Raw genomic sequence first — 18,494 nt, forward strand, 5'->3', positions numbered from 1 at the left:
CCTGTGTAAATCCTCTCGCCTCCCTCCATTGCGATAAGCAAAATCACAGTTCAACAACCGTAATTTCTATAACGGACTACGTTGACCTTTGTTACAATTAGATGCTGTTTGAATTTTTGTGTTTAAGAGCTTGCTAACTTCACAACTTTACAGGGAATAGTTCAGGCCGTGAGTTTGTAACAGACCACAAGTCATGTAAAAAATATTAATAAAATCGTGGTGTTACAAAATCCAGAAAACCGGCATGACGACAACCGATTCTCCAGGAATATTGAATGGAACTACTGACTCAATTACTAAATGCTTTATGGGCTCAGGATTTTGAAACGCTGGCCAATCCTTCCATGATTGGCATGCTCTATTTTGTACTCTTTACTATTTTGTTTCTGGAAAACGGACTGCTGCCAGCAGCCTTTTTACCTGGCGACAGTTTACTGGTACTGGTCGGCGTACTTATTGCCAAAGGTGCAATGGGTTTTCCGCAAACGGTGCTACTACTCACCACCGCAGCCAGCCTCGGTTGCTGGCTCAGCTATATACAAGGTCGATGGTTGGGTAATACCCGCACCGTGCAAAACTGGTTATCTCATCTTCCTGCACATTATCATCAGCGTGCGCATCATCTGTTCCATAAGCATGGCTTGTCTGCGCTGCTGGTCGGCCGCTTTATCGCGTTTGTCAGAACATTACTGCCGACCATCGCAGGATTGTCCGGCCTGAACAATGCGCGCTTTCAGTTCTTTAACTGGATGAGCGGACTGCTTTGGGTCCTTATTCTCACATCGCTGGGCTATCTGCTGGGCAAAACACCGGTGTTTCTCAAATATGAAGATCAGCTGATGTCTTGCCTGATGCTGCTTCCTGTGGTGTTACTGGTGTTTGGTCTGGCAGGTTCACTGGTTGTTCTTTGGAAAAAGAAATACGGGAACCGAGGGTAAATTATGCTGAAATCATGCATAACGCTCCGACGACTTGCCTGGTCCACCACTTTTATGTTGTTCATCGGCGCGTTGCTCCTGACCTGGTCGGTCATTCGCCAGCAGGAGTCAACGCTTGCCATTCGTGCCGTAAACCAGGGAGCCAGCATGCCTGATGGCTTCTCTATCTGGCATCACCTGGATGCCAACGGCATTCGTTTTAAAAGCATCACTCCGCAAAATGACGCCCTGCTGATTACCTTTGATTCCAGTGCACAGAGCGCAGCGGCAAAGGTCGTACTGGATCGAACGTTACCGCACGGTTTCGTTATCGCTCAGCAGGATGATAATAATCAGGCGGTTCAGTGGTTATCCCGCTTACGTGAGACCCCACACCGTTTTGGTTAATTTCCAGGAATCTGAATTAGATCACTCACTTTGGTGATTTCACCGTTTAGCGCCTATGATTAATAAACTGGGTTTATGACCCAACGTTTTATTATTCTGGAGCATCGACCCTAAACGACGAGGTCGAATCACAATGGAAGGTTCAAGAATGAAATACCGCATCGCTTTGGCAATTAGCCTTTTCGCTCTCAGTGCCGGCAGCTACGCCACCACCCTCTGTCAGGAAAAAGAACAAGACATTCAGCGGGAGATTAGCTATGCCGAAAAACACAACAATCAGAGCCGTATCAATGGGCTGAACAAAGCGCTGAGCGAAGTCAGAGCAAACTGTACTGACAGCAAACTGCGCGCCAACCATCAGAAAAAGATCGCCGAGCAGAAAAATGAGATTGCCGAGCGTCAACGTGACTTAGCCGAAGCTAAGCAAAAAGGCGATGCGGAGAAGGTAGCAAAGCGTGAACACAAGCTTGCTGAAGCTCAGCAAGAGCTAAAAGAACTCGAGACCCGCGATTACTAAGTACGGTAACTAGCCACTCAACTGGAGAAAACTATGTCGAAAGATAATGCTACGGAAAACCTGCGCGCTGAGCTGAAATCTCTTGCGGATACGCTTGAAGAAGTACTTAGCTCCTCTGGCGATAAGTCGAAGGAAGAGATGAGTAAAATTCGCAGCAAAGCCGAACATGCGCTGCGCGAGAGCCGCCATCGTCTGAGTGAAACCAGCGATGTAATTGCCAAACAGACCCGTGAGGCCGCGGCTAAAGCCGATAACTACGTGCGCGAAAACCCATGGACAGGCGTCGGCATTGGCGCTGCAGTCGGTGTGGTGCTTGGTGTACTGCTGTCGCGCCGTTAACAATGGCTGATTCTCAACACGCACAAGGTCCAGGCAAAGGCGTACTGGGTATTGGACAGCGGATCCTGACGATTCTCGTTGAGATCGTAGAAACACGGCTGCGGCTGGCCGTCGTTGAGCTGGAAGAGGAAAAAGCCAATCTCATCCAGATCCTGCTGATGCTTGGGCTGACTATGCTGTTCGCGGCGTTTGGCCTGATGAGCCTGATGGTGCTTATCATCTGGGCCATTGACCCTCAATACCGCCTGAACGCCATGATTGCCACCACCGTTGTGCTGTTGCTGTTAGCGCTGATTGGCGGGATATGGACGCTGCGTAAAGCACGTAAAACAACGCTGCTACGCCATACACGCCAGGAACTCGCTAATGACAGGCAAGCCCTGGAGGATGATGCATAATGAGCAGCAAAGTCGAACGTCAAAAGCGTAAGGCGCAACTGCTTGGACAGATCCAGCAGCAACGGCTGGATCTGTCTGCGACTCGCCGCGACTGGCTGGAAGCCACCGAGGTCTACGATCGTGGCTGGAAGACGCTACTGAACCTGCGTGGCTGGGTGTTGGTCGGGAGCAGTATTATGGCGGTTCGCACCATCCGCAACCCGAATCTGCTGGTACGCTGGGCTAAGCGCGGCTTTAGCGTCTGGAGTATCTGGCGTCTGGTGAAATCGACCATCAGACAGCAGCAACTGCGCGGCTAATCCTTTACTTACCCCCAACCTCAAAATTTTTGAAAAATACTGACAGTTTTCCTTGCTAACAATTCTCATTAAGCACGTTTATGATTCTCTCCATCGACAGCAACGACGTGCTCTGCAGCGTCGATGCACAAAAAAACACAATAAGCCGCCTGAGTGGTTTCCTGGAGAGTATGATGAAGAAATTAGAAGATGTTGGTGTACTGGTAGCGCGCATTCTGATGCCAATCCTGTTTATTACCGCAGGTTGGGGAAAAATCACCGGATATGCGGGTACCCAACAGTACATGGAAGCCATGGGCGTCCCAGGATTTATGCTGCCGCTGGTGATTCTGCTTGAGTTTGGTGGCGGTCTGGCAATTCTGTTCGGTTTCCTGACCCGTACAACTGCGCTGTTCACCGCAGGCTTCACATTGCTGACGGCGTTCCTCTTCCACAGCAACTTTGCGGAAGGTGTGAACTCTCTGATGTTCATGAAAAACCTGACCATCGCAGGTGGTTTCCTGCTGCTGGCTATCACCGGTCCAGGCGCATTTAGTATCGACCGCGTGCTGAATAAAAAGTGGTAATCAAGCTATACTGAACACATCAAAAAGCGAGGAGATATCTCCTCGCTTTTGCTATCTGAGGAGGCGAAAATCATGGGACAACTGATTGACGGCGTCTGGCATGACACCTGGTACGATACCAAATCAACCGGTGGAAAATTTCAACGTTCTGCATCGGCTTTCCGTAACTGGCTCACCGCGGATGACGCGCCTGGCCCAACCGGTGAAGGTGGCTTTGCTGCCGAAAAAGACCGCTATCATCTCTACGTTTCTCTGGCCTGTCCGTGGGCGCATCGCACGCTGATTTTGCGCAAACTCAAGGGGCTGGAACCGTTTATTTCCGTGTCCGTTGTGCATCCGTTGATGCTGGAAAACGGCTGGACCTTTGACGACAACTTCCCGGCGGCAACCGGCGATACCCTGTATCAGCACGAATTTCTTTATCAGCTCTATTTACACGCCGATCCGCACTACAGCGGTCGGGTGACCGTTCCGGTACTGTGGGACAAAAAGAACCACACTATTGTCAGCAACGAATCTGCAGAAATCATCCGCATGTTTAACACCGCGTTTGATGCGCTGGGCGCGAAAGCCGGAGATTACTATCCCCCTGCCCTGCAAAGCAAAATCGACGAGCTGAACGGCTGGATTTATGACAACGTTAATAACGGTGTGTATAAAGCCGGATTTGCCACCAGTCAGGAAGCCTACGACGACGCCGTGGATAACGTCTTTCAATCTCTGGCACGACTGGAGCAGATCCTTGGGCAACATCGTTACCTGACCGGCGACCAGTTAACCGAGGCCGACATTCGCCTGTGGACCACGCTGGTACGCTTTGATCCCGTGTATGTCACCCACTTCAAGTGCGACAAACACCGGATTAGCGACTATCTGAACCTGTACGGTTTCCTGCGTGATATCTACCAGATGCCGGGTATTGCGGAAACCGTCAATTTCGATCATATCCGCAATCACTACTTCCGTAGCCACAAAACCATTAACCCAACCGGCATTATTTCTGTTGGGCCGTGGCAGGACCTCAACGAAGCCCACGGGCGTGACGAGCGTTTCGCCTGATTTACACTGGCCCCCATCTGGGGGCTAAATAATTAATACCGCAAATATTTACCATCATTTCATTCACAGCTATTCTTAATTTGATTGCTTTAAAAACAAGTAATTGAATGCAGAACGAGGCAAAAATGGATTGGTATTTAAACGTATTAAAGAATTACTTTGGTTTTGGTGGCCGCGCGCGTCGTAAAGAATACTGGATGTTTGTGCTGGTCAACATCATCTTCACGTTCGTGCTGGGTATTCTGGACAGAATGTTTGGCTGGGAGCGCGCCGGTGGAGAAGGCATATTAACGACGATTTACGGGGTTCTGGTCTTTATTCCGTGGTGGGCGGTACAGTTCCGGCGTTTACATGACACCGATCGTTCAGCCTGGTGGCTACTGGTGCTGCTGATCCCGATCGTAGGCTGGCTGGTGATCATCATTTTCAACTGCCAAAACGGGACTCAAGGGAGCAACCGCTTCGGCGCTGACCCTAAACAACCATCCTGACGTCATACACCCTTTTGTAGGCCGGATAAGGTGCAATTGCACCGCATCCGGCGGAACAGTCAGACTACTTACCCGCAAACAGCTTGGGGATTTCCCGCAGACACCAGGATTTCGCCTCGCCCATGCTGTCACGACGCCAGGCCATAATAATATCTATCTCGCTTGTCGATTCCGGACTAACGACCCGCAGCCGACCAGCCGCAATATCCTCTTCCACCAGCGGGTACGGCATCGTCGCCACGCCCAATCCGGCCAACAGCGCCTGACGTTTATCTTCTATCGTACTCACCGTCAGACGCGGCTGCTTATCCAGCAGTTGAACCGTCAGCACCGGACGTTCACGGGCGGTATCCGCCACCGCGATCCCACGGTATTTAACGCGGGTGACTTCCGATAACGGTTCCGGCTCCTGATGGATGGGATGATCCGGGGCCGCTACATAGACGTTCATCAGCGAGTACAGCTTGCGCGAGTTGATTTCTGAGGATGAGCGAAAATGCATATCCGGCGCAATCACGATATCCGCCCGCCCCTGCTCAAGACGCTCCCACGCCCCGGCCAGAACTTCGGTAATAACGGAAAGCTGGGTATTGGCCTTCCCGGCAAGCCTGTCGATCAGCGGGAAAAACGCCGCCGTCGGCACCAGCGCTTCGGTTACGATGGTCAGATGCGTTTCCCAACCGCGAGCCAATGCTTCGGCATCGGTGGTCAGTTTATCCGCAGCTTCCAGCAGTACGCGCCCACGCTCCAGCAGCATACGCCCAACGTTAGTGAATTTTGTGCGGTGGCCTGAACGGTCAAACAGCACCACGTCCAGCTCTTCCTCCAGCTTCTGCATGGTATAGCTAAGTGCGGAAGGAACGCGTCCCAGTTCATCTGCCGCAGCAGCAAAACTACCGCGCCTGTCTATTGCGTCCATGACGCGTAACGCTTCAAGCGTTAAAGCCCTTTCTTTGGCCATCTCGTTCTCATTCAGGAAATTTGAACATACCGGGCAGAATATCTGTCTAACAATGCAGCGTCTAGCCATTTAACATAAAAGGAAGTAAAGAGAGGTCAAGAACTATGATTACTACCCGTACAGCCAAACAATGCGGGCAAGCAGACTACGGCTGGCTGCAGGCCCGTTATACCTTCTCCTTTGGACACTATTTTGATCCTAAACTGCTGGGTTATGCCTCGCTGCGTGTTCTGAACCAGGAAGTTCTGGCACCGGGGGCCTCTTTCCAGCCACGGACCTATCCGAAGGTGGATATCGTCAATCTGATCCTCGAAGGGGAAGCGGAGTACCGAGACAGCGAAGGCAACCATATCAAGGCCAAAGCAGGTGAAGTTTTGCTGCTCGCGACACAGCCCGGGATTAGCTATAGCGAACACAATATCAGCAAAGACAAACCGTTAACCCGGATGCAGCTCTGGCTGGACGCCTGCCCGCAGCGTGAAAACGCCTGTGTACAGAAAGCCACGCTGGGCACCGGTAAGCATCAGTTGCTGGCCTCGCCGGACGGTGAACAAGGCAGCCTGCATCTGCGCCAACAGGTATGGGTGCACCACGTTGAGCTGCAGCAAGGTGAATCGTTAAGTTTTCAGTTACATGGGCCACGTGCTTATTTACAGTCGATTCACGGCAGATTCCATGCGGTGACGTCTGGCGCCGAAAAAGAAGCACTCACCTGTGGCGATGGGGCATTTATTCGTGACGAAACTAACATAACGTTAGTCGCCGATACCCCGCTGCGCGCTTTGCTGATAGATTTGCCCGTATAGTCAGGGAAAACAATGGAGTACGACTATTGAGCAAGAAATCATCAAAAAAACGCCAGCCTCAGGTTGAGCCGAAAAAACAGGAAACAGTTACCTTCGGCTATGAAGAAATGCTGACAGAGCTGGAAGCGATTGTGGCCGATGCCGAACTACGGCTGGAAGACGAAGAAGCCGCCTGAACAGGCGGCTTCGACTTATGCCGGGTGGCGGCAACGCCTTACCCGGCCTATAGATTAATGTGCCTTACTGGCCATGATCTCAATAATCTGCTTGTCGGTTTCCTGCATTGAACGACACGCCAGCGCACACAGGTTAGCGATAGATTGTTCCACGTTATGCGCCACAATCCCTTCGTTGCCGGTTACAGCAGTATCATCCAGCGCCATCAGCACCGCTTTCCACGCCGCGGAAGCACTGGTTGAGACTTTCATCGCGCAGCTGTTTGAAGCGCCATCGCATATCATTCCGCTCACGTCGCCAATCATGCTGCTGATCGCCATCGCGATGGTGTTGTAGCGACCATCTACGATCCATGCCATCCCCGCTGCTGCCCCCATCGCCGCCGTGGTTGCTGCACACAGTGCAGACAAACGCGGAAGTTGATGATGGATGTAGATAGCGCTCAGATGAGACAACATTAGCGCACGCGCCAGTTTCTCCTCATCCGCGCCAAAGTGCTCGGCCACCACCATCACTGGAACAGTCGCGGTAATGCCCTGATTACCGGAGCCGGAGTTGCTCATGGCCGGCAGAGTCGCCCCGCCCATTCGCGCATCCGATGCCGCACTGGTGCGGATTAGAATAGAGGTGGAGAGATCGTTCGCCAGCAGGCCACGCGCACACTGCTTCTCAAGCGTGGTTCCGATGTGCAATCCCCAGTTACCGCGCAGTCCTTCCTGAGACAGCGCACCGTTCAGTTTTGCCGCATCGAGGATAAAGCGGATCGACTCAAACGGTACCGCGTTCACGAACGCCAGAATCTCTTCCAGCGAGGTGTGAGACAACACCGCCAGCGGCGACTCCTGTTCCTCTTCCTGAGCATTCTGTTCTGTGGTGAACACCACGCCTTTGTTGCTCTCAATGTGAACTATGTTGGTATGACCGCCCACAATCGTCACGCACGCCCATCCTTCAGCGCTGTAAACCTTCGCGCGGGAAAAGAGGATATCCTCGCAAGGCTCCTGCAGCATCACTGCAACCTTGCCAGCGCTCAGCATCGCTTTTGCATCGGCGATCGCTTGTGGCGACGCATCTTTCAGTACCTCTAAACCGGCACGGGCATTTCCCCCCAGCGCACCCAGCGCCGCCGCGACAGGTAACCCGACCATTCCGGTACCCGGCACGGTAACGCCCATGCCGTTTTTCATCAGGTTCGGTGAGACCCACGCGTCAATGCGTTCAACCGCGCCGTCCAGCTCAGAGGAGGCAACCGCCGCCGCCAGAGCCAGAGAGATAGGTTCTGTACAGCCCAACGCAGGCTTAACTTCTTCCTGCACCGCGCGGATAAAACTATCCCATAATGGATTCAATGTAGTCTCAAACATAACAACAACCTTTGCTCAAATATCTCAGGAAAATGCCAGGAACGGAGAAACGCACAGCAACAGGCCCGTGAAAATAATCAGATACAGGGAAGCGCCTTTGTATTTGTGCAGTGCAGGAACTTTGTAGACCAGCCAGGCCGGGATCAGACAACCCACCATGCCGAAGATAGGGCTACAAATAGAGGTGAAGCTCAGTACCGGCGCGTTGAGCACAATTGCGCTCCAGGCCAGCAGGATGGCAAAAATCATAATGCCGCGCTGAACAAAGGTTTCGTTGATTTTCTCAGCCGGCATATAGCGGCGCAGAATGTTCATCACGATCCCTTGAGTCGCTTCACGGAAACCTAAGTAGACACCGAAGAAAGCGGTCATAACGGCGAAAATATTCAGAATAACGCTGACGATTTTCACCCAGCCAGCACCCGCACCATTGATAAATTGCGCGGCAATCGCCAGAGCGGAAATGTTCTGCTCATAAGCTTTAACCGCTTCGTCGTGGCCCATCGCCAATGTGAAGGAAACGGCGTAGAAAAAGACGGTAACAAACAGAATACCGAACGCGATGTTCATGGCACGCAGAGCTTTATGGCGCGCCACTTCGATGGATTTGTTGCGTGAACGGTATGAGATAACCATCGGGCTTAAGGTCTGAATAAACAGAATCGAGGTCAGCGTAAACGGCAGAGTGATGATCGCATTTTTGATCAGCAGCGCCATCGGCGGCAGTGAACCTGCGTTATGCAGATGCCACATCCCTACCATCGACACGCCAAGCGCTGCCACAACCAGCAGCTTGGTCAGTACCATACCGGTGGAGATTTTAAACAGCATTTGTTCCCCGCGTGACGAGATAGCCACCAGGATGCAAATCAGTACCAGGCCATAGAACGGGCTGTCGGACAGTAAACCTTCCGTCACGCCAAACGTGTGCAGATAAGAGGCGCTGTCATTGGTGATGGCGGTGGAATAAACGAACATCCAGATAACCAGCATCACAAAATACAACGCACCTAACAGGATGCCCCAGTTCTTACCCAGATAGCCGCTGATCACGCTCGGGTAGTCTTTACACTCTGGGGACTCAGCCAGCGTGTTGATAAACAGGCGCTGGAACAGGTACATGGCTGGGTAACCGATGATAGAGGAGAGCAAGAACACCCACAGCCCCATCAATCCTACCTGGACAGGAAGAAAAACAATCCCCGCGCCAATTGCCATACCGATACTCATAATGACCCAGCCGGTATCCGTGCTGTCGAATTTAATAGCTTCGCGCCATTCGCTTTCGGTCATTCCCGCCCGACGTGCCGGAGCAGATGCGTCGAGTATTACGCTACTATTCGTTGCCGTTTCCATAATTTTCCGCTCAATTTGTAGGTAGAGGTTTTTATATTTTTTTCGTACTGCATCAATGCGATACGCAGTACTTAGGTGCAGGTGAGCTATTGGAGTAATGAAGAAATCATACGCGCAGGATCAGAGAAAAACTTCACAAACAAACCCCTGTAATTTCTAAAAGTTAAGAAATATTTTCTCTTTAAATACCGATAAATGTATTAAATTTCTGTTTTTGAAGCGGATCACAACAAAAAAAAGGTACGCTAAAGTGCTAATGTTTGTCAGTTAAGCATTATCGAGAACATGCGATTCTAGTTCAGGATTCCGTTCACCTCAGCGGTGTCATTTCTCTGAAACGCCGTTACCCGTGAACGTGCAAGGGAGGCTCATCGCCGCCTCCCTTGCAACCCAGGCTCCCGGCGGGAAAATCGTCGCTGCGCGATTCATTCGTCTTATGCCGTCTGCCTGTCGGGTCGGGGCCGAGCCTGCATCCCTGCAGGCCATCCCCTCTGCCCGCATCCCTGCGGGCAGCCCCGGTCAGCCGTCAACGCCTCATCGATTTTCAGCCGGACCGGGGTCATCGCTTCAATGCTCTGACTTCCAGTGAAACCCGTTTTGCTGTTTAAACAAAAAAACGCAGATGGTCAGGTGTGGGCTGGTCCGGCTGAAAATTGCCGACGTGTTTCCGTAAGGCAGGGAGAGCCAGCATGGATGCTGGCTCAGGGCGCGCTTTGCATGGATGCTACCTCGCGCCCGGCCCGGTAGCCTGAAGGAATAAGCGGAGAGTATTGCGCAGCAACAATTTTCCTGCCGGGAGCCGGGATTGTAAAGGGTGCGGCGATAGCACCCTTTACACGTTCACAGGAACCGGTACATAAGAGAAGCAATGAACATAAGGTGAACGGAACAATGCCTCAGATTCATCATCCTGGTCAGTGGATGTTGATTGATTCATTGCCGGATGGCGGCGCTTACGCCTTATCCGGCCTACAAACGCACCCTTTCATCTCAGGTACAAACCACTTTAATCGCCAGGCCACCGCGTGACGTTTCGCGGTATTTGTCGTTCATATCTTTGCCCGTTTCATACATGGTCTCGATCACTTTATCGAGCGAAACGCGTGGCTCAGATGTGCGACGCAACGCCATACGCGCGGCATTGACGGCTTTTACCGCGTTGATCGCATTGCGTTCAATACACGGTATTTGCACCTGTCCAGCAACCGGATCGCAGGTCAGCCCCAGGTTATGCTCCATGGCGATTTCCGCCGCAATACAAACCTGCGACGGGCTACCGCCGAGCAACTCGGTCAGCCCGGCAGCCGCCATTGAACAGGCTACGCCAATTTCACCCTGGCAGCCGACTTCAGCACCAGAAATAGAGGCGTTCATCTTATACAGCGCCCCTATCGCCCCCGCGGCCAGCAAGTAGCGGGCAATGGAGTTTGCATTCACCGGACGGCGGAACTTGTCGTAATAGGCCAGGACCGCAGGGATAATTCCACATGCGCCGTTGGTCGGTGCCGTCACAACCCGGCATCCGGCGGCGTTTTCTTCGCTCACGGCCAGCGCGAACATGTTGATCCAGTCGATAACGTTCATCGGGTCGCTGGACAGATTATCGCTGGAAACCAGCAACCGGCGTAATGCCACGGCGCGGCGCGGAACGTTCAATGGACCCGGCAGGACGCCTTCGGTGTTCATGCCGCGCTCGATTCCGGCGTGCATGACGTCCCAGATGGCGGCAAAACCAGCATCGATTTCTTCTTTGCTACGCATCGCCAGTTCGTTCTGCATCATCAGGCCGGAAACGGATAGCCCGTTGCGCTCGCACAATTTCAGCAGTTCGCTGGCGGAATGAAAATTGTAGGGCACGTGTGCTTCAACATCATGCGCCTGACCAAATTGCTCCTCTTCAACGATAAAACCACCGCCGACGGAGTAATAGGTTTTGCTTAATAGCGTCTCGGTGTCGTTCCATGCGGTGATACGCATGCCATTTTCATGGCGCGGCAGCGTTTCGGCGTGAAAGAGGATATTTTTGTCTGGGGAGAAATCGACAATATGCGTGCCCTCTGCAACCGGTAAACGTCCGGTACGGGCCACTTCCTGAGTAAAACCAGCGATAGAATCTATATTAACGTTTTGCGGAGTGTTACCGGCCAGTCCCATCATGATGGCGACATCTGTCGCATGACCTTTTCCGGTCAGGGAAAGCGATCCATAAAGATCGACCACAATATGCGTAGCTTTGGGAAGTTCCCCGCTGCTGACCAACAGATCGATAAAGCTTTTACCTGCGTTCATTGGCCCCACGGTATGGGAGCTGGAAGGTCCAATGCCAATCTTAAAAATATCGAATGCGCTAATCATATCCACACCCTCGGATTGCCGTTCAGTGAAGACCAGGTTTCACACTCATTAAGGATCGGGGCGATCCTGAGATCGCCCCGCAAGGGATTACAGCGTGTCGCCACGTACGGCGATGGCTTCAATCTCCAGCTTCACATCCTTTGGTAAGCGGGCGACCTGCACGCAACTGCGCGTGGGGTAGATTGCCTTATGCTCATCAAAGAACTGCTGGTACACCTGATTAATGGTGGCGAAGTCGTTCAGGTCAGAAACGAAAACGGTCGTCTTCACGATATCGCTCACTTTCAAACCTGCAGACTCGACGATCGCTTTCACGTTCTCCAGGCTTTGACGTGCCTGATCCGCCACGTTTTCAGCCACTTCACCGGTCTGTGGACACACCGGGATTTGACCTGACGTCAACACCATGCTGCCCAGATCCACACCCTGTACGTAAGGCCCAATCGCCCCTGGCGCACATTCGGTTGCAATTACTTTTCTCATAGCCCCTCCAGCGTCAAAGCGCCTGGGTGAAAGTACGTGAAATAACATCCTGCTGCTGTTCGCGGGTCAGCGCGTTGAAGCGCACCGCATAGCCAGACACGCGGATCGTCAGGTTCGGATAGTTTTCCGGGTGCTCAATGGCATCCATCAACATTTCACGGTTCATAACGTTAACGTTCAGATGCTGACCACCTTCCACATGTGCTTCATGGTGGAAGTAACCGTCCAGCAGACCGACCAGGTTGGTTTTACGCACTCCATCCTCTTTGCCCAGCGCTGCCGGCACAATGGAGAAGGTGTACGAGATACCGTCTTTGGCATAGGTGAACGGCAGTTTGGCAACCGAGGTTAACGACGCTACCGCACCTTTGCGATCGCGGCCGTGCATCGGGTTCGCCCCTGGCGCAAACGGCGTACCTGCGCGACGTCCATCCGGCGTGTTACCGGTTTTCTGTCCGTACACCACGTTGGAGGTAATGGTCAGAATGGACTGCGTCGGCACCGCGTTACGGTAGGTTGGCAACACCTTAATTTTCTTCATAAAGCGTTCGACCAGGTCGCAGGCAATGCTGTCTACGCGCTCGTCGTTGTTACCGTATTGCGGATAGTCGCCTTCGATTTCGAAATCAACCGCCAGACCATTTTCATCGCGAATCGGTTTCACGCGAGCGTATTTGATAGCCGACAGAGAATCCGCCGCCACGGACAGACCCGCCATACCACAGGCCATCGTGCGATAGACATCACGATCGTGCAGCGCCATCAGCGAAGCTTCGTAGCTGTACTTGTCGTGCATATAGTGGATGATGTTCAGCGCGCTGATGTACTGCACCGCCAGCCAGTCCATAAAGTGGTCCAGGCTCTCCATCACGGTGTCGTAGTCCAACACGTCATCCATCAGCGGTGCCGTTTTCGGCCCGACCTGGATTTTCAGCTTCTCATCCACGCCGCCGTTGATTGCATACAGCAACGTTTTGGCGAGGTTGGCACGCGCCCCGAAGAACTGCATTTGCTTGCCGATAACCATCGGGCTGACGCAGCAGGCAATGGCATAGTCATCGCTGTCAAAGTCGGCCCGCATCAGATCGTCGTTTTCATACTGCAAAGACGAAGTAATGATAGACACCTGGGCGGCGTACTTTTTGAAGGCAATCGGTAGCTGCTCAGACCAAAGCACCGTCAGGTTCGGCTCAGGTGCCGGGCCCATGGTGTGCAGCGTATGCAGATAGCGGAACGAGTTTTTCGTCACCAGCGTGCGGCCATCCAGCCCCATACCGCCGATAACTTCAGTCGCCCAGATTGGGTCGCCTGAGAACAGGGTGTCGAATTCCGGCGTACGCAGGAAGCGCACCATACGGATCTTCATAATGAAGTGGTCGATCAGCTCCTGCGCCTGCTGCTCATTTAACACGCCCGCTTTGAAATCGCGCTCAATATAAATATCGAGGAACGATGCGGTACGGCCCAGCGACATAGCGCCACCGTTCTGAGATTTCACCGCAGCCAGGTAAGCAAAGTACACCCACTGCACCGCTTCCTGCGCATTACGCGCCGGACGGGAGATATCGCAGCCGTATTTCGCCGCCATTTCCTGCATTTGCAGCAGGGCGCGACGGTGTTCAGACAGCTCTTCGCGCAGACGAATCGTGGCTTCAAGATTCTGGCCCCACTCCAGGTTCGACTGGAGATCGGCAAACTGCAGTTCACGCTCACGCACCAGATAGCGGATACCGTACAGCGCGACGCGGCGATAGTCACCGATGATACGACCACGACCGTAACCATCCGGCAGGCCGGTCAGCACCCCGGATTTACGGCAGCGCAGCATATCCGGAGAGTAGGCGTCGAAGACGCCCTGGTTATGGGTTTTACGCAGTTCAGTAAACTGGTATTCAAAATCAGCATCCATCTCACGACCATAAGCATCAAAAGAGCTTTTGATCATGTTGATGCCGCCAAAAGGATGCAGAGCGCGCTTGAGCGGCTTATCCGTTTGCAGACCGACGATTTTTTCCAGTTCTTGTTCAATATAACCCGCATCATGCGCGGTTATCGTGGTAGCAATATTGGTATCGAAATCAACCGGCGCGTGCGTCGAGTTTTCAATACGGATGCCCGCCATAACTTTTTCCCACAATGCAGTGGTCGCAGGCGTTGCTTCGGCGAGGAAAGATTCATCCCCTTCATAAGGCGTATAGTTGTGCTGAATAAAATCACGGACATTAATTTCTTCTTTCCAGTCCGTACCTTTAAAGCCATTCCAGGCCTCGGCATACAGCATATCGCTGGTATCGATATTTACCTTCATGAAAAATAATCTCTCTGCTGAAAATTAATTATGCAAATTCTACTGGTGTATTAATTTTGCCTAAGGCAATGGCATCACGTGCAATCATTTTCTCTTCATTTGTGGGAATTACCGCACAAATAACACGAGCATCTTTATTAGAGATAATTCTTTCGCCATGGGAATTTGGCAGGCTATTCATCTCGCTGTCGATATTCACACCTAAAACGGCAAGGTGTTCAATAACCAGACGACGAATTAATACCGAGTTCTCACCTATTCCACCGGTGAAAATAATCCCATCAAGACGATGCAGCGATGCGGCATGTCCGGCGATATGGCGTGAAATACGATGCACAAACGTTTTAATCGCCAGCTGCGCACGCTCATGTCCCTCGTGCCAGGCTTTTTCTAACGTACGTAAGTCAGAGGACAAACCGGAAATACCCAGTAAACCGGACTCTTTATTCACTACGCGCTCAAGGTCGCTCAGCGTCTGGTTGGTTTCGCTGGCAATCCACGCCATGGCGCCGAAATCGACGTCGCCGCTGCGTGTGCCCATCATCAGCCCTTCCAGCGGCGTCATGCCCATTGAGGTATCAACGCTCTGTCCATTACGTACCGCACAGATTGACGCGCCGTTGCCCAGGTGCGCCACAACCAGACCGGAGTCATCACTCTGCAGGTCGAGAAGCTCATGCGCTCGCTGAGAAACATAGCGATGCGACGTGCCGTGGAAGCCATAACGACGAACGCCCAACTCCTCAAAATATTTCCACGGTAAACCGTACAGATAGGCCTCAGGAGCCATCGTCTGGTGGAAGCTGGTATCAAATACCGCAACCTGCTGCACACCCGGGAAAAGGTGCTGAGCGGATTCGATCCCACTCAGGTTCGCATAATTATGTAGCGGTGCTAATGGTGATACCCGGCGAATATTATCGATAACTTCGTCAGTAATAATTGCTGATTCGGTAAAGATATTTCCGCCGTGGGCAATGCGGTGGCCAATTAAGGCCACGCTGTCCATTAAATTACGTTTCTCCAGTTCAACGGCAATTGCTTTTAATGCGTCTTCGTAGCTGTGGTGAGCCAGCTTAGCTGGCTCTCCTCCATTAATTGCTATGAACGCATTTTCAGAGTTAATACCGTCTGCAATTCCCGCCATTAAAACTTCACAGTTTGCTGCATCCAGCACTGAGAATTTAATGGAAGACGAACCACAGTTAATAACCAGTACTACCGGAAACTCATTCATTTCACTACTCCGCTCATCCTGAGCTTAAGGATTAAAACAGTTTGTAGACGATGTTCAGGATGGTCAGCAGACCAATCACGGTAACAAACACGTTATCCAGACGGCCACGGTATTTCGCCAGTGATGGCGCTTTACGGATGGCATACATCGGCAGCAGGCAGAGCAGAGAGGCAATAATCGGCGCGCCCATTGCTTCAATCAGGTCCAGGATGTTCGGGTTGGCGTAAGCCACAACCCAGGTGGAGCCCATGATGAAGATCATGCTGATGGTATTAAGTTTGCCGGCAGAAACTTTCGTTTTATCGCCTTTGTAACCAAACTTCAGCACCAGACCGTTCAGACCTTCCAGCGTGCCCAGATAGTGGCCGAAGAAAGATTTGAAGATAGCAACCAGGGCGATGATTGAAGCACCGTACTCCAGAACGGTCGCGAAGGTGGACTTCGTACCGGACAGTGAAGCGAAGTGGTTTGCCAGGTAAGACAGTACTGGAATGTTCTGTGCTTTCGCATCCGCCATGTTTGCCGGAGACAGCGTGAACAGGCAGCTAAAGGCGAAGAACATAACCACGGCAACCATCAGCATACTGGCGCGAGAGATGATTTTAGAACACTTCTGCTCGGTGAACTCGCGACCAAAATCTTTCTCATACTCTTCACGTTTGGAGACCACGAAGGAAGAAACAATCGGTGAGAAGTTGAAAGAGAACACCATGATGGAAATACCCAGCCACACGGTTACCAGGATGCCGTCATGGCCGGTCAGTGCGATATTGCTGAGATCAACCTGATCGATAACCGCAGAGTTCCAGTATGGGATCAGGGACAGAGAAATAAGCACCAGGCTGGCAATGAACGGCCATACCAGGTAGCTCATCACTTTAACCATCAGATCTTTACCAAACCAGATGACGAATGCCATCAACAGCAGCAGGAAGAGTGCCACGAAGCCACGGTTTAACGCTGGCATCTGCAGCTGGTTTTCCCAGAAGGTCATAAAGGTGTTGGTAATGGTGACGCCATAAATCCACAGCAGCGGACAAATCGCAAAGAAGTAGAGGAACGTGATAACCACGCCACCCGTTTTACCAAAATGCTCTTCAACCGTTTCTGTGATGTTGCCGGAAGGGTTAGAACCGGAAAGACACAGGCGTGCCAGCGCACGGTGGCAATAGAAGGCGATGGGGTATGCTAGCACCAGCATGATCAGAATGGGGATCAGTCCGCCAAAACCTGCGCGGATAGGGAAGAACAGCACCCCAGCGCCGATGGCTGTACCAAATAAACCCAGTGTCCAGGTGGTGTCCGATTTGCGCCAGGACGACTGTTTTGTCTGGCTGGATACAATGCTATCAGTAGTACTCATATCCTATCCTCAACGAAGTATATTAAGCGTCAACTAAACCAGTAATTTGAGATACACGAGAAAGGTCGATATTACCGCCAGAAATAATGCTGACTGTTTTTCTGTTCTGGATATAGCTATCTAATTTCCCGCTTAATAATGCTGCGCATGCCAGCGCGCCGGCACCTTCAGTCACAACTTTATTTCGCTGAATTAATGCCACCATGCTGTTGCGAATTTCGTCTTCGCTGACCAGGACAATGTCATCCACCAACTCACGAACAATTTCATACGTTAAAGTACCCGGGCGGGAAACGTCACAACCATCCGCCAGGGTGCCGGTCGTTCGGTGCGTGGTTATTTCTCCAGCGTGGAAAGAAGCCGCCATGCCGTGAACGTTTTCAGACTGCACGCCAATAATTTTAATGGTCGGGTTAATAGATTTAATTGCCACCGCAATACCAGCAATCAGTCCGCCACCGCCAATTGGCACAATCACGTTATCGACATCGTACAGATCTTCCAGAATTTCCAGACCAATAGTGCCCTGACCAGCAATAACTTTCGGGTCATCATAGGGTGGAATAAAGATACGGCCTTCAGTTTCCACAATCTCGCTAACCTTAGCGATGGTGTCGTTGAAGTTGTCGCCGTGCAGTACAACTTCTGCAGAATAATCGCAGGTTGCCGCTACTTTAGACTTCGGTGCGCCTTTCGGCATCACCACTTTGCCGTCGATTCCGAGCATAGCGCAGGAGAGAGAAACGCCTTGCGCATGGTTACCTGCAGAGCAAGCCACCACGCCCTTACATCTTTCAGCTTCGGTTAATGAACTGAGCTTGTTAAAAGCACCACGGATTTTAAATGAACCGGTACGCTGCATGTTTTCAAATTTGAGGAAAATTTCCCCTTTGCAACGTTCACTAAAATAGTTAGAGCGAGGCATTCCCGTTTTATAAATTTTCCCCGCAAGTCTTTTTTTCGCTTCGAGGATATCTTCAATTGCAACTGGGAGATCGTATGTAATGTGCATTAGAACCTCTTACCTGGGTATTAAAGTAAATAGATAGCCGTGAACATTGTCAGATATAGACAGATGGCGTTTATTTCG

20 protein-coding genes are annotated in these 18,494 nt (G+C 51.8%); 11 read left to right on the forward strand and 9 right to left on the reverse strand.

The genetic code is table 11. The features are described 5' to 3' along the window. Positions 1-275: 275 nt before the first annotated feature. From yqjA to OGX94_RS13420, 9 genes are all read left to right on the forward strand, one after another. Positions 276-938, forward strand: coding sequence for a DedA family general envelope maintenance protein YqjA (yqjA, locus tag OGX94_RS13380; protein ID WP_003828561.1), 663 nt, complete (start codon positions 276-278; stop codon positions 936-938). Between the two features lie 18 nt (positions 939-956). Further along, on the forward strand, positions 957-1,325 hold the full coding sequence (gene mzrA, locus OGX94_RS13385) for an EnvZ/OmpR regulon moderator MzrA (protein ID WP_162623447.1): 369 nt from the start codon (positions 957-959) through the stop codon (positions 1,323-1,325). Between the two features lie 148 nt (positions 1,326-1,473). After that, entirely contained in the window at positions 1,474-1,842 is a 369-nt protein-coding gene (locus OGX94_RS13390) for a DUF1090 domain-containing protein (RefSeq protein ID WP_032934183.1), read from the forward strand. 33 nt (positions 1,843-1,875) lie between these two features. Then, the gene (locus OGX94_RS13395) at positions 1,876-2,181 is read left to right on the forward strand and encodes an ElaB/YgaM/YqjD family protein (protein ID WP_003024832.1); all 306 of its coding nucleotides are present in this window, start codon (positions 1,876-1,878) and stop codon (positions 2,179-2,181) included. Between the two features lie 2 nt (positions 2,182-2,183). Then, on the forward strand, positions 2,184-2,579 hold the full coding sequence (locus OGX94_RS13400) for a phage holin family protein (RefSeq protein WP_003828567.1): 396 nt from the start codon (positions 2,184-2,186) through the stop codon (positions 2,577-2,579). Continuing rightward, on the forward strand, positions 2,579-2,878 hold the full coding sequence (locus OGX94_RS13405) for a YqjK-like family protein (protein ID WP_003828569.1): 300 nt from the start codon (positions 2,579-2,581) through the stop codon (positions 2,876-2,878). Before OGX94_RS13400 ends, OGX94_RS13405 begins: the two co-directional genes overlap by 1 nt. A 173-nt stretch (positions 2,879-3,051) precedes the next feature. Further along, positions 3,052-3,444: a DoxX family protein gene (locus OGX94_RS13410; protein WP_003024847.1), complete on the forward strand. Its 393-nt coding sequence runs from the start codon at positions 3,052-3,054 to the stop codon at positions 3,442-3,444. A gap of 72 nt (positions 3,445-3,516) precedes the next feature. Next, the gene (yqjG, locus tag OGX94_RS13415) at positions 3,517-4,503 is read left to right on the forward strand and encodes a glutathionyl-hydroquinone reductase YqjG (protein WP_257662130.1); all 987 of its coding nucleotides are present in this window, start codon (positions 3,517-3,519) and stop codon (positions 4,501-4,503) included. 125 nt (positions 4,504-4,628) lie between these two features. Continuing rightward, entirely contained in the window at positions 4,629-4,994 is a 366-nt protein-coding gene (locus tag OGX94_RS13420) for a DUF805 domain-containing protein (RefSeq protein ID WP_003828575.1), read from the forward strand. Between the two features lie 64 nt (positions 4,995-5,058). Here the strand turns inward: OGX94_RS13420 and yhaJ are convergent, their stop codons facing one another. Next, positions 5,059-5,955 carry a DNA-binding transcriptional regulator YhaJ gene (gene yhaJ, locus OGX94_RS13425; protein WP_003024855.1) on the reverse strand — a complete coding sequence of 299 codons (897 nt, stop codon included), beginning with the start codon at positions 5,953-5,955 and terminating at the stop codon, positions 5,059-5,061. Between the two features lie 104 nt (positions 5,956-6,059). Between yhaJ and OGX94_RS13430 the strand changes: the two genes are divergently transcribed. After that, on the forward strand, positions 6,060-6,761 hold the full coding sequence (locus tag OGX94_RS13430; RefSeq protein WP_003024860.1) for a pirin family protein: 702 nt from the start codon (positions 6,060-6,062) through the stop codon (positions 6,759-6,761). Between the two features lie 26 nt (positions 6,762-6,787). Continuing rightward, positions 6,788-6,937, forward strand: a complete 150-nt coding sequence (locus OGX94_RS13435; protein ID WP_003828578.1) for a protein YhaL — start codon at positions 6,788-6,790, stop codon at positions 6,935-6,937. Between the two features lie 54 nt (positions 6,938-6,991). Here OGX94_RS13435 and OGX94_RS13440 read toward each other — a convergent pair whose 3' ends face one another. The 8 genes from OGX94_RS13440 to tdcB all read right to left on the reverse strand — a co-directional run bounded on the left by OGX94_RS13440 (position 6,992) and on the right by tdcB (position 18,416). Beyond that, positions 6,992-8,302 carry an L-cysteine desulfidase family protein gene (locus OGX94_RS13440; RefSeq protein WP_063941816.1) on the reverse strand — a complete coding sequence of 437 codons (1,311 nt, stop codon included), beginning with the start codon at positions 8,300-8,302 and terminating at the stop codon, positions 6,992-6,994. 24 nt (positions 8,303-8,326) lie between these two features. Further along, complete coding sequence (locus OGX94_RS13445) at positions 8,327-9,658, reverse strand: SLC5/6 family protein (RefSeq protein WP_003828582.1); 1,332 nt, start codon at positions 9,656-9,658, stop codon at positions 8,327-8,329. A 990-nt stretch (positions 9,659-10,648) separates the two neighbouring features. Next, entirely contained in the window at positions 10,649-12,013 is a 1,365-nt protein-coding gene (tdcG, locus tag OGX94_RS13450; protein ID WP_063941817.1) for an L-serine ammonia-lyase, read from the reverse strand. Between the two features lie 87 nt (positions 12,014-12,100). Beyond that, positions 12,101-12,496 (reverse strand): enamine/imine deaminase, encoded by a 396-nt coding sequence (locus OGX94_RS13455; protein ID WP_003828585.1) that lies wholly within the window; start codon positions 12,494-12,496, stop codon positions 12,101-12,103. A gap of 13 nt (positions 12,497-12,509) precedes the next feature. Continuing rightward, complete coding sequence (gene tdcE, locus OGX94_RS13460; RefSeq protein ID WP_003828587.1) at positions 12,510-14,804, reverse strand: 2-ketobutyrate formate-lyase/pyruvate formate-lyase; 2,295 nt, start codon at positions 14,802-14,804, stop codon at positions 12,510-12,512. 28 nt (positions 14,805-14,832) lie between these two features. After that, positions 14,833-16,041, reverse strand: coding sequence for a propionate kinase (gene tdcD / locus OGX94_RS13465; RefSeq protein WP_003828589.1), 1,209 nt, complete (start codon positions 16,039-16,041; stop codon positions 14,833-14,835). A 31-nt stretch (positions 16,042-16,072) separates the two neighbouring features. Further along, a complete protein-coding gene (gene tdcC / locus OGX94_RS13470) occupies positions 16,073-17,404 on the reverse strand; it encodes a threonine/serine transporter TdcC (RefSeq protein ID WP_003828591.1) in 1,332 nt (443 codons plus the stop codon). Positions 17,405-17,426: 22 nt separating this feature from the next. Beyond that, entirely contained in the window at positions 17,427-18,416 is a 990-nt protein-coding gene (gene tdcB / locus OGX94_RS13475; RefSeq protein WP_003828594.1) for a bifunctional threonine ammonia-lyase/L-serine ammonia-lyase TdcB, read from the reverse strand. Between the last annotated feature and the right edge of the window lie 78 nt (positions 18,417-18,494).

It is taken from the genome of Citrobacter sp. Cpo037 (assembly GCF_030332945.1).
Lineage (GTDB): Bacteria > Pseudomonadota > Gammaproteobacteria > Enterobacterales > Enterobacteriaceae > Citrobacter > Citrobacter portucalensis.